Origin of the sequence: Pseudomonas sp. P9_35, from assembly GCF_034008205.1 — a bacterium.
Classification (GTDB): Bacteria; Pseudomonadota; Gammaproteobacteria; order Pseudomonadales; family Pseudomonadaceae; genus Aquipseudomonas; species Aquipseudomonas kilonensis.
This window is the reverse complement of record NZ_CP125373.1, coordinates 874,487-888,340: the sequence shown is the minus strand read 5'-3', so window position 1 is coordinate 888,340 and position 13,854 is coordinate 874,487. Positions and strand designations below refer to the sequence as shown.

Here is a 13,854-nt window from a genome sequence, read left to right as displayed (position 1 = left end):
ACCCCCAAGGATAGACGGCAATTGCAAGGACTCAGCTCAATATGGAGATGGTCCCAAGGTATTTCAAGGCGCGTGGCAGATTGTCGCAATCGAGACTGTCGAGCCAATGCAAGTCAGTCCAGCTGCGCAGCCAGGTGAACTGGCGTTTCGCCAATTGGCGCGTGGCAATGATCCCACGCTCCTGCATCTCGGCTGACGTCAGCTTGCCGTCCAGGTAATCCCAGACTTGTCGATAACCTACCGCACGTATAGACGGCAACCCGGCATGCAGGTCACTTCGCTCACGCAGGGCTACGACCTCGTCTATGAACCCCTGTTCCAACATTAATGTGAATCTTTGTTCAATTCGCCGATGCAGCACTTGCCGGTTCGCCGGAGCGATGGCCAGATTCGCGACAGTATAGGGCAATTGTTGCAGTCCCGAAGCGGCTGCTTCAGTACTTTGCGCAGATTGTCGCTGGCGCAGGGCCGTCATGCTCTGGCCGCTGACCCGATAAACCTCCAGGGCCCGACTGAGCCGCTGCGGGTCATTGGGGTGAATACGCGCCGCCGATTCCGGATCGATGATCGCCAATTGCTCGTGCAGGGCTTGCCAGCCAAGGCGCGCGGCCTCTTCTTCAATCTGCGCACGCACCTCGGGATCGGCTGCCGGCATGTCCGCCAACCCATCGACCAAGGCCTTGTAATACAGCATTGTGCCGCCCACCAGCAGCGGGATCTTGCCCCGCGCGGTGATCTCGGCCATGGCCTGGAGCGCGTCACGCCGGAAATCGGCCGCCGAATAAGCCTCGGCCGGGTCGAGGATGTCGATCAGGCGATGGGGAAATTCGGCCAGCAGTTGTTTCGACGGCTTGGCGGTGCCGATGTCCATGCCCCGGTAGACCAGGGCCGAATCGACGCTGATCAACTCGCAGGGCAGGACCTTGGTCAACTCGATGGCCAGGTCGGTCTTGCCGGCGGCGGTCGGCCCCATCAGGAAAATCGCGGGTGGCAACTGGCTCATCAACGACCGCGCAGGAACAGTTTGTCCAGGTCGTCCAGGCCCAATTGGGTCCAGGTCGGCCGGCCATGGTTGCATTGACCGCTGCGCTCGGTGTTTTCCATGTCCCGCAGCAGGCCGTTCATTTCCGGCAGGGCCAGGCGCCGGTTGGCGCGGATCGCGCCGTGGCAGGCCATGGTGCCGAGCAATTCGTTCAGGTGCGCCTGGATGCGGTCGCTGGTGCCGTATTCCATCAAGTCCGCCAGCACGTCGCTGACCAGGCGATTGGCCTCGGCCTGCTTCAACAAGGCCGGGATCTGACGGATCGCCAGGGTTTCCGGGCCCAGGCGCTGCAGTTCGAAGCCCAGGCGCTGGAACCAGGCCACATGCTCTTCGGCGCAATCGGCTTCGCGCTGGCTGACGGCCAGGGATTCGGGCACCAACAGCGGCTGGCCGCTCAAGCCTTCGCTGGCCATGGCGATTTTCAGCCGCTCGTACATGATCCGCTCATGGGCGGCGTGCATGTCCACCAGGACCAGGCCCTGGGCATTTTCCGAGAGGATATAAATGCCTTTGAGTTGCGCCAGGGCATAGCCCAGCGGCGGGATATCGCCTTGGCCGTCGGGCATCGCCGCCGCTCCGGCGTCCGGCAAGGGCTTGAAGAACTCGCGATAGGCCGCCTGGGCCTCGGCTGCCGGCACGTTGGATTGCGGGCGCGGAGTGTATTGATATTGATAGCCGCTGCCGGCACCGCTCCCGGCGGTGTTGTAGCTCGGCTGAGGCTGGGGCTGCTCCAGCAGTGCATTGGCCGCCAGGCGCATTTCGCCCTGCGGCCCGAATTCGCCAGCGTCCAACCCCGTTGGCCGAACCATGCCGCCTACCGCCGCCGGTGCCGCCAGTTGATCTTCCGGACGCACATCGCCCAAGGCGCGGTGCAGGGTGCCGTAGAGGAAATCGTGGACCATGCGCCCGTCACGGAAACGCACCTCATGCTTGGTCGGGTGCACGTTGACGTCGACCACGGCCGGATCGACTTCGAAAAACAGCACGAAGGTCGGATGCCGGCCATTGAACAGCACATCGCGATAAGCCTGGCGCACCGCGTGGGCCACCAGTTTGTCGCGCACCGCCCGGCCGTTCACGTAGAAATACTGCAAGTCCGCCTGGCTGCGGGAAAAGGTCGGCAACCCGACCCAACCCCACAGGTGCAGGCCATTGCGCTCCACCTCGATGGGCAAGGCCTGCTCCAGGAAACCTGCGCCGCACACTGCGCCGACACGGCGGGCGCGGGCCGCATCATCGTGGGCCTCGTGCAGGCTGAGGATGGTCTTGCCGTTGTGGCGCAAATGGAACGCCACATCAAAGCGTGCCAGGGCCAGGCGCTTGATGACTTCTTGCAGATGATCGAATTCAGTCTTCTCGGCCTTGAGGAACTTGCGCCGGGCCGGGGTGTTGAAGAACAAGTCGCGCACTTCCACCGAGGTGCCCACCGGATGGGCCGCAGGCTGCACGCGGGAGGCCATGTCCCGGCCCTCGGTCTCGACCTGCCAGGCCTGCTCGGCGTCGCGGGTGCGGGAGGTAAGGGTCAGGCGCGACACCGAACTGATGGATGCCAGCGCCTCGCCCCGAAACCCCAGGCTCATGACCCGCTCGAGGTCTTCCAGGTCGCGGATCTTGCTGGTGGCGTGACGCGCCAGGGCCAGCGGCAGGTCGTCGGAAGAAATACCACCACCGTCATCGCGGACCCGCAGCAGCTTGACGCCGCCCTGCTCGACATCCACGTCGATGCGCTTGGCCCCGGAATCAAGGCTGTTTTCCAGCAGTTCCTTGATGACCGACGCCGGGCGCTCGACCACTTCACCGGCGGCGATCTGGTTCGCCAGCCGGGGGCTGAGCAGTTCGATGCGAGCGTTGCTGCCGATCACTTCATCACTCATTGCTGGACCGCCACGTCATTACCGGGAATGGTCAGGGTCTGGCCGATCTTGAGCTCGTCGCTCTTGAGGTTGTTGGCGCTGCGCAAGGTCGCGGGCGACACCTGGTAACGCACGGCGATCATCGCCAGGGTTTCGCCGGGGCTGACCCGATGATCCCGCGGACCTTGGGCGATCTTGCCGGAGTCGCGCAGCCAGGCAATATAGGTGCCTGGCGGTGGGTTCTGCTGGAAGAACTGCCGCACGCCGCTGCTGATGGAACGGGCCAGCGCCTGCTGGTGGTTGGAAGACGACAGCTTGGACGCTTCGTTGGCGTTGGAGATGAAGCCGGTTTCCACCAGGATCGACGGGATATCCGGCGACTTGAGTACCATGAACCCGGCCTGCTCGACGCGCTGCTTGTGCAGCGGCGTGACGCGACCGATGTTGCTCAGGACTTTCTGGCCGACGTTCAGGCTGGAGGTCAACGAGGCCGTCATCGACAAATCGAGCAATACACCGGCGAGCATCCGGTCCTTGTCATCGAGGCTGACGTTGCCGGCACCGCCGATCAGGTCGGAACGGTTTTCGCTGTCGGCCAGCCAACGGGCGGTCTCGGACGTGGCACCGCGGTCGGACAGGGCAAACACCGAGGCCCCGAACGCAGCCGCCGAAGGCGCGGCGTCGGCGTGGATGGAGACGAACAGGTCGGCGCCTTTCTTGCGGGCGATCTCGGTACGCCCACGCAAGGGAATGAAGTAGTCGCCGGTACGGGTCAGTTCGGCGCGGAAGCCTTTCATGCCGTTGACCTGGCGCTGCAATTCGCGGGCGATGGACAGCACCACGTCTTTTTCACGCTGCCCGCGCGAGCCCGAGGCGCCTGGGTCTTCGCCGCCATGACCGGCGTCGATCACCACGATGATGTCGCGCTTGCCAGCCGGGGCCGGTGGCAGCTTGAGCGCAGGTTCGGTCGGGGTCACCGGCACCGCTGGCACCGTGGCTACATTGGTCGGCGGCGGCGGAGGTGGCGCCGCATCGGCCGGGTTGTCGAACAGGTCCACCACCAGCCGGTTGCCGTATTGGGCATTCGGGGCCAGGGTGAAGCTTTTCGGGGTCACGGCTTTTTTCAGGTCGATGACCACCCGCAGGTCGGTCGGCGTACGCTGGGCCGAACGCATCGCGGTAATCGGCGTGTTGGCCGTCGCCACGTTCAATGGCGCGCCCAGGGACGCACCGTTGATGTCGATCACCAGGCGATCCGGGGCGGTCAGGGTGAATACGCTGTGCTGCACCGGGCCCGTCAGGTCGAACACCAGCCGTGTGTTGTCCGGCGCCCGCCAGAGGCGAACGCTGTTGACCTTTGTCTCAGCCACAGCATCGACGGCCAGTGCCGTAAGCAACAGTCCTACGACAGCAACCACCGCGCGAAAGCGCATACCAAACCCCATCATCAATTAGTTTTCCAATGCCAAAGCGGCACACCACGACTCGCCACGCGAGCCTTGCGGCGTCAGTTTCAGCGAACGCCCGCCGTTCTGCGCGCCAATGGTAATGGTCAGGTCGGGCTTTGGCAAAAAGCCTGCACCCATCTGGGGCCATTCGATCAGGCACAAGGCGTCATCTTCGAAATAATCGCGAATACCGAGAAATTCCAGCTCCTCAGGATCCACCAGTCGATACAGGTCGAAATGGAAGGCGCGAATGTCGCCGATCTCGTAGGGCTCGACCAGGGTGAACGTAGGGCTCTTGACGGAGCCGACGTGCCCGAGGCCGCGAATGATGCCACGGGACAGGGTGGTTTTCCCCGCACCGAGGTCGCCTTCGAGAAAAATCAGGCCGTGGCCGGCGGTGATCTGCGCGATGCGGGCGCCAAATTGTGTCATGGCTTGTTCGTCCGCCACGTACAGGGTTACTTCAGACACGGTGAATGCTCCTCCAACAACTGACGAATGACCGGAATCAGATCGGTGGCCGCCACCCCACGACCCGAGCGACCGGCCTGGGCACCGGCATTGGCATGCAGCCAGACCGCCAGGCAGGCGGCCTCGAACCCCTCCATGCCCTGGGCCAGCAAGGCGCCGACCACACCGGCCAGCACATCCCCCAGGCCTGCCGTGGCCATGGCCGGATGGCCCTGGCTGCAAACCGCCAGGCGACCGTCCGGGCTGGCAATCAGGCTGCCGGCGCCCTTGAGGATCACCGTGGCGGTGTATTTCTGGCTCAATGCATGGGCCGCCGCCGGACGGTCGGCCTGCACCTGGGCTGTGGATAACTCCAACAACCGCGCCGCCTCGCCCGGGTGCGGGGTGATGACACACTGTTCAGGCAGGCGAACCTCGCCGCTGCTCAACAAGTTCAACGCATCCGCATCCCACACTTGCGGCAGCGGCGCATTGGCCGCCGCCGACAACAGGCTGCGCCCCCACGCGGCCTGGCCCAAGCCCGGCCCGACCACCAGCACGCTGGCCTGCTGGAGCAAGCCCATCAATTGGTTCGCCGAATGGGTGCCTTGCACCATCACTTCCGGCAAACGCGTCAGCGCGGCGGCTACGTGCTCGCTGCGGGTCGCCATCGAAACCATCCCCGCACCGCAGCGCAGGGCGCTTTCGGCGCTCATCTGGATAGCGCCGCCAAAGCCCCGGTCGCCACCGATCAACAGCACCTGACCGAACTTGCCTTTGTGGGACGTGGCGGCGCGAGGCGTCAGACGTGGCAGATTATGGGGTGAGAGCAATCGGGCACTGGCCGGTGCCGCGTCAACAATATCTGGATCGGCGTGCAGGTCATTGAACACCAGTTCACCGACCCGGTCCGCCGCTTCGCCGGTAAACAGGCCCAGCTTCAAGCCAATAAAGGTCACGGTGAGGTCGGCCACCACCGCCGTGCCCAGCACCCGGCCGGTATCGGCGCACAAGCCCGAGGGGATATCCACCGCCGCGACCGGCAGACCGCTGACGTTGATCGTATCGATAGCCCGCACATAAGGCTCGCGCACATCACCACTCAAGCCCGTGCCGAGCAGCGCATCCAGCAACACGCCGCGCAACTCGACCTCATCCGACCACGGCTCCATCGGCACGCCCACCGCCACCGCCTCGGCGTGGGCATTGGCGGCGTCGCCCTGCAAGCGCCGGGGCTCGCCCACTGTCAGTACCCGCACCGACCAGCCGGCGCGCCGGGCCAGGGTCGCGACCAGGTAGCCATCGCCAGCGTTGTTGCCATGCCCGGCCAGCACCGTCAGCTCATGGGCGTCAGGCCAGCGCCGGACGATCGCTCGCCAGGTGGCGCGGGCGGCGCGCTGCATCAATTCGAAACCGGCGGTGCCGGCCGCGATCAGTTGTGCGTCGAGGGCCCGGACCTGCGCGGCGCTGTACAGCGCGTCGGGAAAATCATCTTTAGTGTGCGGCATGCGTCTTCGGGCTCCGATGTCTGGCAGAATTATACGCATCTCAGCTCTGGTTTCTCTCGCCTCATGCCTGCCATTCCCACAGACCTCCCCGCCCTCGCCCAATCCATCAAGGAGTGGGGCCGCGAGCTGGGCTTCCAGCAGGTCGGCATCAGCGGCCTGGACCTTGCCGAGCATGAGCAGCACCTGCAACGCTGGCTCGATGCCGGGTACCACGGCGAAATGGACTACATGGGCGCCCACGGCAGTAAACGCTCGCACCCCGAGGAACTGGTGCCGGGTACGCTACGGGTGGTTTCCCTGCGCATGGACTACCTGTCGGGCGACACGCACATGGCGCAGATGCTCGGCCAACCGGAGAAAGCCTACGTCTCGCGTTATGCATTGGGCCGCGATTACCACAAATTGATCCGTAAACGTGTGCAGCAACTGGCAGAAAAAATTCAGGCGGTGATCGGCCCCTTCGGTTATCGCGCCTTCGTCGACAGTGCTCCAGTCCTGGAAAAAGCCATCGCTGAACAGGCCGGCCTGGGCTGGATCGGTAAAAACACCCTGGTGTTGAACCGCAAGGCCGGCAGCTATTTCTTCCTGAGCGAGCTGTTTGTCGACCTGCCGCTGCCGGTGGACCCGCCCCATGCCAGCGAACATTGCGGAAAATGCACCGCGTGCCTGGACATATGTCCTACGAATGCCTTCGTCGGGCCCTACGTGCTCGATGCTCGCCGCTGCATTTCCTACCTGACCATCGAACTGAAAAGCGCCATCCCTGAGGAACTGCGGCCGTTGATCGGCAACCGGGTGTTCGGCTGCGATGACTGCCAGATCGTCTGTCCATGGAACCGCTTCGCCCGGTCGTCCGGGGAAAGCGACTTCAAGCCACGGCACAACCTGGACAATGCCGGGCTGGCCGAGCTGTTCATGTGGGACGAGGACAAATTTCTCAGCAGCACCGAAGGCTCGCCGCTGCGCCGCGCCGGTTACGAGCGTTGGCTGCGCAACCTGGCAGTGGGCCTGGGTAATGCGCCGTCAACGATTCCCGTGCTGCAAGCGCTGGAGGCGCGACGCGACTACCCGTCGGAGCTGGTGCGCGAGCACGTGGAGTGGGCGTTGCGGCAACATGCCGAGCGTCAAACCTCGTCGTTGTAGACGAACTTCGGCATTTCCCAGTGAAAACGAATCGCCAGGAGCCGCAGCAGGAAACCACCGAACAAGGTAATGAGGATCGCCTGCTCACTCGGCAGCTGCAGGAAGACGCACAGCAGATAGCACCACGCCGCGGCAAACGAAACGCTGGCGTAGAGCTCCCGACGGAAGATCAGCGGAATATCGTTGCAGAAGATGTCCCGCAGAATACCGCCGAACACCCCAGTGATCACCCCGCTGACCGAAGCCACCAGCATGCCATGGCCCATTTCCAGGGCCGTCATGCAGCCGATCAGGGTGAACGCCACCAGCCCCGCGGCGTCGAGCACCAGGAACAATGAACGCAAATGGCGCATCCAGCGCGCCAGGAACACCGTCAACATCGCTGCGGTAGTGGTCAGCACCAGGTATTCGGGGTGTTTGACCCACGTGAGCGGGTAATGACCGAGCAGCACATCACGCACCGAGCCGCCACCCAGCGCCGTGACACAGGCGATCAGCACCACGCCGAACCAGTCCATGCCCCGACGCCCGGCAGACAAGGCGCCGGTCATGGCTTCAGCGGTGATGGCGATCAGATAAAGCATCAGCAACATGATGGCGGTCCTTACGAAAAGGCGCGCAGTCTAGCCATTTCGGGCAGGCACCAAAAGAGGGCGCGCCAACGTCTCTGCCTGAGCGCCATGCCACCAGGTTCAAACGCCCCCCTGTGGCGAGGGAGCAAGCTCCCTCGCCACAAGAACGCCGTGCGCTTCAATCAGAACTTGATGAAGTGCTTACGGTAATGCTGCAACTCGGCAATGGACTCGCGGATGTCGTCCAAGGCCAGGTGGCTGCCGCCCTTCTGGAAGCTGTCGCGTACTTCTGGCGCCCAGCGGGCGGCCAGTTCCTTGAGGGTGGAGACGTCCAGGTTGCGGTAATGGAAGTAGCTTTCCAGGGCTTTCATGTGGGTGTACAGGAAGCGACGGTCCTGGCAGATGCTGTTGCCGCAGATCGGCGACTTGCCCTTGGGCACCCACTGTTCCAGGAAGGCGAGGGTCTGGGCTTCGGCCTCGGCCATGCTGATCTTGCTCTCGCGCACCCGCTGGGTCAGGCCCGAGCCGCCGTGCTGGCGAGTGTTCCACTCGTCCATGCCGGCCAGGATCTCGTCGCTGTGATGGATCGCGATCACCGGGCCTTCGGCCAGGGTGTTGAGGTCGCTGTCGGTGACGATGGTGGCCATTTCGATGATGACGTCGGTGTCTGGGTTCAGACCGGTCATTTCCAGGTCGATCCAGATCAGGTTCTGCGGGTTTTGCATAGGGAAGCTCCTCGGCGTAGCCACGCAGTTTAGCCTAGGCCGCCCCTTGGGCGTGCTAAACTCGCGGCCGTTTTACCCTATTCGCTGCATTTCTTCATACGGAACACCCATGGCCAAACGCCAACTCAATCGTCGTCAGAACTGGCGCATCGAAAAGATCCAGGGCGAGCGCGCCGCCCGCGCCGCCAAACGCGAATCCAGTGCTGTCGAAGCCCTGGAGGGTGGTGACCTGGGCCCTGAACAGACCGGCCTGGTCATTGCCCACTTCGGCGTGCAGGTCGAGGTCGAGGCCCGGGAAGGCGAACTGGCCGGCCAGGTGTTCCGCTGCCACTTGCGCGCCAATCTGCCGGCGCTGGTGACGGGCGACCAGGTCGTCTGGCGTGCCGGCAACCAGGGCATCGGCGTGATCGTCGCGCAATTGCCGCGCCACACCGAACTGTGCCGTCCGGACAGCCGGGGCCAGCTCAAGCCCGTGGCCGCCAACGTCGACATGATCGTCATCGTGTTCGCCCCGCTGCCCGAACCCCACGCCAACCTGATCGACCGTTATCTGGTGGCCGCCGAACACGCGGGCATCCGTCCGTTGTTGCTGCTCAACAAATTCGACCTGATCGACGAGCACAACGCCCCGGCGCTGAACGCCCTGCTGTCGGTCTATCGGGATTTGGGTTACCCGGTGCTGGAAGTCTCGGCCCATCACGGCAACGGCATGGAGCAATTGCAACAGCAACTGGACGGGCGCATCAGCGTGTTCGTCGGCCAGTCCGGCGTCGGCAAGTCATCGCTGGTCAACAGCCTGCTGCCGGAAGTCGAGACACGCGTCGGGCCTTTGTCCGAGCTGTCCGGCCAGGGCACCCACACCACCACCACCGCGCGGCTGTTCCACTTCCCCGGTGGCGGTGAATTGATCGACTCACCGGGCATCCGCGAGTTCGGCCTGGGCCACGTCAGCCGGGCCGATGTGGAGGCCGGGTTCATTGAGTTCAACGAGCTGATCGGCACCTGCCGCTTCCGTGACTGCAAGCACGACCGCGAACCCGGTTGCGCGCTGCTCAAGGCCCTGGAAGAAGGTCGGGTGCATCAGCAACGGATGAACAGCTACCGCTCGATCATCGCCAGCTTGCCGGAAAGCAGTTACTGAGTTGGCCGGACGCCTTTGTGGCGAGGGAGCTTGCTCCCGCTTGAGTGCGAAACACTCACCTTGGATGGGGCTGCTTCACAGCCCAGCGGGAGCAAGCTCCCTCGCCACAAAGGCAAGCAAGCCTCAAGTGAACAGTGGCCCACAAAAAAGCCGACAATGATGTCGGCTTTTTTATTGGGTCACTGCGCCGGCGGCGTGGCCGGTTTTGGCGCGGCGTCGTCGAACAGGTTCAGCCGTTCGCGCAGTTCGTGGGCCGGCACGGGTTGCTGGTCCGCCGGCAAGGCGCTTGGATCAACCGCAGCCCCAGGCGTGGCCGGCACTTCACCCGGCGCGCCCTCGCCCTGGGCCGGATCCGGCGCCGGGTCATCGGTTTGCGAACCTTCGATGGCCTGCTGGGCCTTCTTGGTCAACACCACGATATCGATACGCCGGTTGACCGGGTTGAACGGGTCCTTGCGGTCGAACAGCGCCGAGGAGGCATAACCGACCACCCGCGCCACCTGCTCATCCGGATAACTGCCAGCCACCAGGGCGCGACGGGCCGCGTTGGCGCGGTTGGCGGACAGCTCCCAGTTACCGAAATCGCCTTTGCCAATGAAGGGCTTGGCATCGGTATGGCCGCTGATGCTGATCTTGTTCGGCACCGCCTTGATGGTGTCGGCCATGGCCAACAGGATGTCTTCGAAATAAGGCTTCAGGCGCGCGCTGCCAGAGTCGAACATCGGCCGGTTCTCGGCGTCCATGATCTGGATGCGCAAGCCGTTCGGCGTGATTTCGAACAGGATCTGGTCTTTGAATTTCTGCAGTTGCGGGTTCTCTTCGACCTTGTTCTGCAATTCCTGCAGCAACAATTCCAGGCGTTCGCGCTCGATCTGCTCGGCCATGCCTTCGACCTGCTCGGTGTCCGTCGTCACCTTGTCGGGCTGGGGCTGGGATTTGACTTCGGGGTTGAGGGTCGTATCCGGCGCCAGGGTCGGTGAGCCGCCCAGGTCGATGATGTACGGCGTGCCGCTTTCAGTAAAACCCACCGGGTCCTTGAAGTAACCGGCGATGGCGATCTTCTGTTCCGGCGTCGCGGTGGACAGCAGCCACAGCACCAGGAAGAACGCCATCATCGCCGTCGCGAAGTCGGCGAAGGCGATTTTCCAGGCGCCCCCGTGATGCCCCGCGGCGATGCGCTTGACGCGCTTGATGATAATCGGCTGGTTATTTTCCATGACCTAGGTGCTCTGCTTCACAAATACTGTTCCATTTTGACGGTGCCTGTTGCTGCCATACGACGTTGCCGCTCCTCGCCATAGCGGGCTATGACTCGTCGCGGCGCCTTGTCTGGCAGCAACAGTCACTCGCCAAAAAAGGAACGTATTTGCAAAGCAAAGCACTAACGACCGCGAACCGCTTGTTCCAGCTCGGCGAAGCTTGGACGGTGCGCCGGGTAGAGGACCTTGCGACCGAACTCCACCGCCAGCGATGGCGGCATGCCTGAGGCCGAGGCCACCAGGGAAGCCTTGATGGCTTCGTAGACGTTGAGCTCTTCCTTGGCGTCATGGGCCAGGGAAGTGGCCAACGGACCAAAGAAACCGTACGCGGCCAAAATACCGAAGAAGGTACCCACCAGTGCCGCACCAACGTGCAAGCCGATGGATTTCTGGTCGCCGTCGCCCAGGGACGCCATGGTCACCACGATGCCCAATACCGCCGCGACGATACCGAAGCCAGGCATGGCGTCGGCGACGCCGGTGACCGCGTGGGATGGATGTTCCAGGTCTTCCTTGAGGCTGTACAGCTCCATGTCGAAGAGGCCTTCGAGCTCATGGGGTGCCATGTTGCCGGACGACATGATGCGCAGGTAATCACAGATGAACGCCGTCATGCGAGCGTCCTTGAGTACCGCAGGGTACTTGGCGAAAATCGGGCTGGCGGCAGCGTCTTCGATATCGCCTTCGATCGCCATCATGCCTTCACGGCGGCTCTTGTTGAGGATTTCGTAGATCAGGCCCAGCACTTCAAGGTAGAAGGTGTGGCTGAAGCGCGAACTGAACATGCCCAGGGATTTCTTGAGCACGTGCATCGTCATGTAGCCGGGGTTGGCCTGCAGGAATGCACCGAGGGCCGCGCCACCGATGATCATGACCTCGAAAGGTTGGATCAGGGCGGCAATCTTGCCATGGGAAAGCACGTATCCGCCGAGCACGCTCGCGAACACGACGATGATGCCGATAATTTTAGCCATAGATAGAAAGTACTTATTTAAGTCGGGTTCAAGGTCATATTCGGAAGCTGAAAAATCTCTTCTTCTACTTATCGGCAAAACTGCGCCAGACTATAGGCTGTTCTGGCGAAAAGCCAATTTGCCCCGTTCCGGGCGTAGAGAATTCATACGATGATCACGTCCAGCCATGACTAACGACACGAAGGTTCCAACGCCACGACCGACCACCCTCGAAGGCTGGGTGAAGCTGCTCGATGGCGTGCATCTGCCGGTGCCCCAGGCCAGCCATGACCTGGTCTGCAAGGCCATTGCCGACAGCCGCCGCTCGTTACGTGACATCGCCGAACTGATGCAGGACAGCCCCGCCCTGGCCCTCAGCGTCATCCGCGAGGCCAATCATCACACCCATGGCAGCCTTGCAGAACCTGCGGAAAATCTCGAAGTGGCCATCAACCGCCTCGGCCTCAAGCGTACCGAAGAACTGCTCGCTCGCCTGCCGTCGTTGCCGGGGCTCGAAATCCCCATCGCCTTGCGCCAGCTGCAATTGATCAGCCAACACGCCACGCAACAGGCCAATGGCTTTTTTGCCAGCCGCCTGGCGCGGCTGTGGCAGGACATTCACTGGGGCAGCCTGCTGTTTCTCTCACCGCTCTGGCCACTGGCCTTGACTCACCCGCGGTTACTGGGGGAGTGGGAATTGCGGGTCGTCCACAAACGCGAGCCCGCGCGCAAGGTAGAGCGCGAATTGTTCGGCGTCAGCCTGCTGAAAATCTGCCTGGCGCTGGTGGAGACCTGGCGCCTGCCGATCTGGGTGATGCAAGGTTATCGCCTGCTGCTCAACGAACGCCGCGAGCTGGTGCAGGTTCTGCGCATCGCCCGGGACAGCGAGCACCCGCTGCGCCAGCAGAATCGCCTGGACGACGACCCAACCCTGCGGCGCTGGCTCAATCAACCGGCCAACACCGTGTTGCTGGCCAACGGCCTGGCACTTTCGGCGCAACAGGCCTGGGATGGCCCCCACAGTGCCCGCTGGCAATACCTCACCAGTTTGTACCTGCAGATGCCGATGGATGAGGTCCAGCAACAGCTGCACCAACAAGCCGTCACCAGCGCCCGTCATGACGCCATGCCAGACCTCTGGCATCCGGCCGTGGCGTTGCTCTGGCCCTGGGGCAGCCGTCGCATCCACCCCGGTTTGCTGCCCGCCCCCACACCCAGCGCCGAGGACCTGAGCCAGTGGCGCAAGCAATGCTCCGCGCTGCTGGTGGAACCGAGCCCCTTCAGCAATGCCATGCACCTGACCACCTCGGCACGGGACGTCTTGGTGGCCTGTGGCATGCGCCGGGTGATGATCCTGATGGCCGACCGCAACCAGACCAGCGTGCGCGTACACCAGACCGCCGGCCTGCCCAAAGAAGCCGCGGCCATGAGCTTTACCATCAGCCAGAGCAAAATAGTGCAACGGTTGCTGGCCCAGCAGGCCCAGGTTCGCCTGAACCCGGACAACAACGCGCAGTTTTCGGCGCTGCTGCCACCGGGCCTACGCAGCCTGTTCCGCGGGGAGCACCTGCTGCTGCGCTCGCTGACCTGCAATGGCCGGGTGATCATGCTGGTGGTGGTGGACCAGGGCGGCGGGCCGTTCTCGGATGTGACCGTGCAAGCCTTCGGCAAAACCGTGCAATGCATCGAAAGGGCCCTGCATACCTTTACCAACCGCGGCCGCTGAACTTGCTACAATCTTTTCCCTTTGCGCCCCTGGA

At 63.3% G+C, this 13,854-nt stretch carries 12 protein-coding genes; 3 read left to right on the top strand and 9 right to left on the bottom strand.

From position 1 onward, the window contains the following. Positions 1–31: 31 nt before the first annotated feature. Genes miaA through QMK47_RS03830 form a run of 5 tightly spaced genes read right to left on the bottom strand, consistent with a single transcriptional unit; the run spans position 32 to position 6,301 of the window. The gene (miaA, locus tag QMK47_RS03850; RefSeq protein ID WP_214511451.1) at positions 32–1,003 is read right to left on the bottom strand and encodes a tRNA (adenosine(37)-N6)-dimethylallyltransferase MiaA; all 972 of its coding nucleotides are present in this window, start codon (positions 1,001–1,003) and stop codon (positions 32–34) included. Continuing rightward, a complete protein-coding gene (gene mutL / locus QMK47_RS03845; RefSeq protein WP_214511452.1) occupies positions 1,003–2,916 on the bottom strand; it encodes a DNA mismatch repair endonuclease MutL in 1,914 nt (637 codons plus the stop codon). Before mutL ends, miaA begins: the two co-directional genes overlap by 1 nt. Continuing rightward, positions 2,913–4,343 (bottom strand): N-acetylmuramoyl-L-alanine amidase, encoded by a 1,431-nt coding sequence (locus QMK47_RS03840; RefSeq protein ID WP_013692130.1) that lies wholly within the window; start codon positions 4,341–4,343, stop codon positions 2,913–2,915. The genes mutL and QMK47_RS03840 overlap by 4 nt, the downstream gene beginning before the upstream one ends. Positions 4,344–4,346: 3 nt before the next feature. Beyond that, positions 4,347–4,814, bottom strand: a complete 468-nt coding sequence (gene tsaE, locus QMK47_RS03835) for a tRNA (adenosine(37)-N6)-threonylcarbamoyltransferase complex ATPase subunit type 1 TsaE (protein WP_320389820.1) — start codon at positions 4,812–4,814, stop codon at positions 4,347–4,349. Next, on the bottom strand, positions 4,802–6,301 hold the full coding sequence (locus QMK47_RS03830) for an NAD(P)H-hydrate dehydratase (protein ID WP_258690262.1): 1,500 nt from the start codon (positions 6,299–6,301) through the stop codon (positions 4,802–4,804). The genes tsaE and QMK47_RS03830 overlap by 13 nt, the downstream gene beginning before the upstream one ends. A 63-nt stretch (positions 6,302–6,364) precedes the next feature. Here QMK47_RS03830 and queG point away from each other — a divergent pair, with 63 nt between their 5' ends. Then, on the top strand, positions 6,365–7,444 hold the full coding sequence (gene queG / locus QMK47_RS03825; protein ID WP_320389819.1) for a tRNA epoxyqueuosine(34) reductase QueG: 1,080 nt from the start codon (positions 6,365–6,367) through the stop codon (positions 7,442–7,444). Here the strand turns inward: queG and QMK47_RS03820 are convergent. Further along, positions 7,426–8,040, bottom strand: coding sequence for a trimeric intracellular cation channel family protein (locus QMK47_RS03820; protein WP_253478387.1), 615 nt, complete (start codon positions 8,038–8,040; stop codon positions 7,426–7,428). The genes queG and QMK47_RS03820 overlap by 19 nt on opposite strands. A gap of 158 nt (positions 8,041–8,198) precedes the next feature. Further along, positions 8,199–8,741 carry an oligoribonuclease gene (gene orn / locus QMK47_RS03815; protein WP_258690261.1) on the bottom strand — a complete coding sequence of 181 codons (543 nt, stop codon included), beginning with the start codon at positions 8,739–8,741 and terminating at the stop codon, positions 8,199–8,201. A gap of 109 nt (positions 8,742–8,850) precedes the next feature. On the opposite strand from orn, the gene rsgA reads away from it, so the two are divergent. After that, complete coding sequence (gene rsgA, locus QMK47_RS03810) at positions 8,851–9,882, top strand: small ribosomal subunit biogenesis GTPase RsgA (protein WP_014336294.1); 1,032 nt, start codon at positions 8,851–8,853, stop codon at positions 9,880–9,882. Between the two features lie 179 nt (positions 9,883–10,061). Here rsgA and motB read toward each other — a convergent pair whose 3' ends face one another. Continuing rightward, the gene (gene motB, locus QMK47_RS03805; protein WP_253471238.1) at positions 10,062–11,099 is read right to left on the bottom strand and encodes a flagellar motor protein MotB; all 1,038 of its coding nucleotides are present in this window, start codon (positions 11,097–11,099) and stop codon (positions 10,062–10,064) included. A gap of 164 nt (positions 11,100–11,263) precedes the next feature. Further along, positions 11,264–12,115 (bottom strand): flagellar motor stator protein MotA, encoded by an 852-nt coding sequence (motA, locus tag QMK47_RS03800; protein ID WP_214511456.1) that lies wholly within the window; start codon positions 12,113–12,115, stop codon positions 11,264–11,266. A gap of 166 nt (positions 12,116–12,281) precedes the next feature. On the opposite strand from motA, the gene QMK47_RS03795 reads away from it, so the two are divergent. Continuing rightward, positions 12,282–13,820 (top strand): HDOD domain-containing protein, encoded by a 1,539-nt coding sequence (locus QMK47_RS03795; protein ID WP_253471237.1) that lies wholly within the window; start codon positions 12,282–12,284, stop codon positions 13,818–13,820. Positions 13,821–13,854 lie beyond the last annotated feature (34 nt).

Coding starts and splice junctions, on each gene's coding strand:
- miaA (WP_214511451.1), bottom strand. CDS start 1,003: ATGAGCCAGTTGCCACCCGCGATTTTCCTGATGGGGCCGACCGCCGCC.
- mutL (WP_214511452.1), bottom strand. CDS start 2,916: ATGAGTGATGAAGTGATCGGCAGCAACGCTCGCATCGAACTGCTCAGC.
- QMK47_RS03840 (WP_013692130.1), bottom strand. CDS start 4,343: ATGATGGGGTTTGGTATGCGCTTTCGCGCGGTGGTTGCTGTCGTAGGA.
- QMK47_RS03830 (WP_258690262.1), bottom strand. CDS start 6,301: ATGCCGCACACTAAAGATGATTTTCCCGACGCGCTGTACAGCGCCGCG.
- queG (WP_320389819.1), top strand. CDS start 6,365: ATGCCTGCCATTCCCACAGACCTCCCCGCCCTCGCCCAATCCATCAAG.
- orn (WP_258690261.1), bottom strand. CDS start 8,741: ATGCAAAACCCGCAGAACCTGATCTGGATCGACCTGGAAATGACCGGT.
- rsgA (WP_014336294.1), top strand. CDS start 8,851: ATGGCCAAACGCCAACTCAATCGTCGTCAGAACTGGCGCATCGAAAAG.
- motB (WP_253471238.1), bottom strand. CDS start 11,099: ATGGAAAATAACCAGCCGATTATCATCAAGCGCGTCAAGCGCATCGCC.
- motA (WP_214511456.1), bottom strand. CDS start 12,115: ATGGCTAAAATTATCGGCATCATCGTCGTGTTCGCGAGCGTGCTCGGC.
- QMK47_RS03795 (WP_253471237.1), top strand. CDS start 12,282: ATGACTAACGACACGAAGGTTCCAACGCCACGACCGACCACCCTCGAA.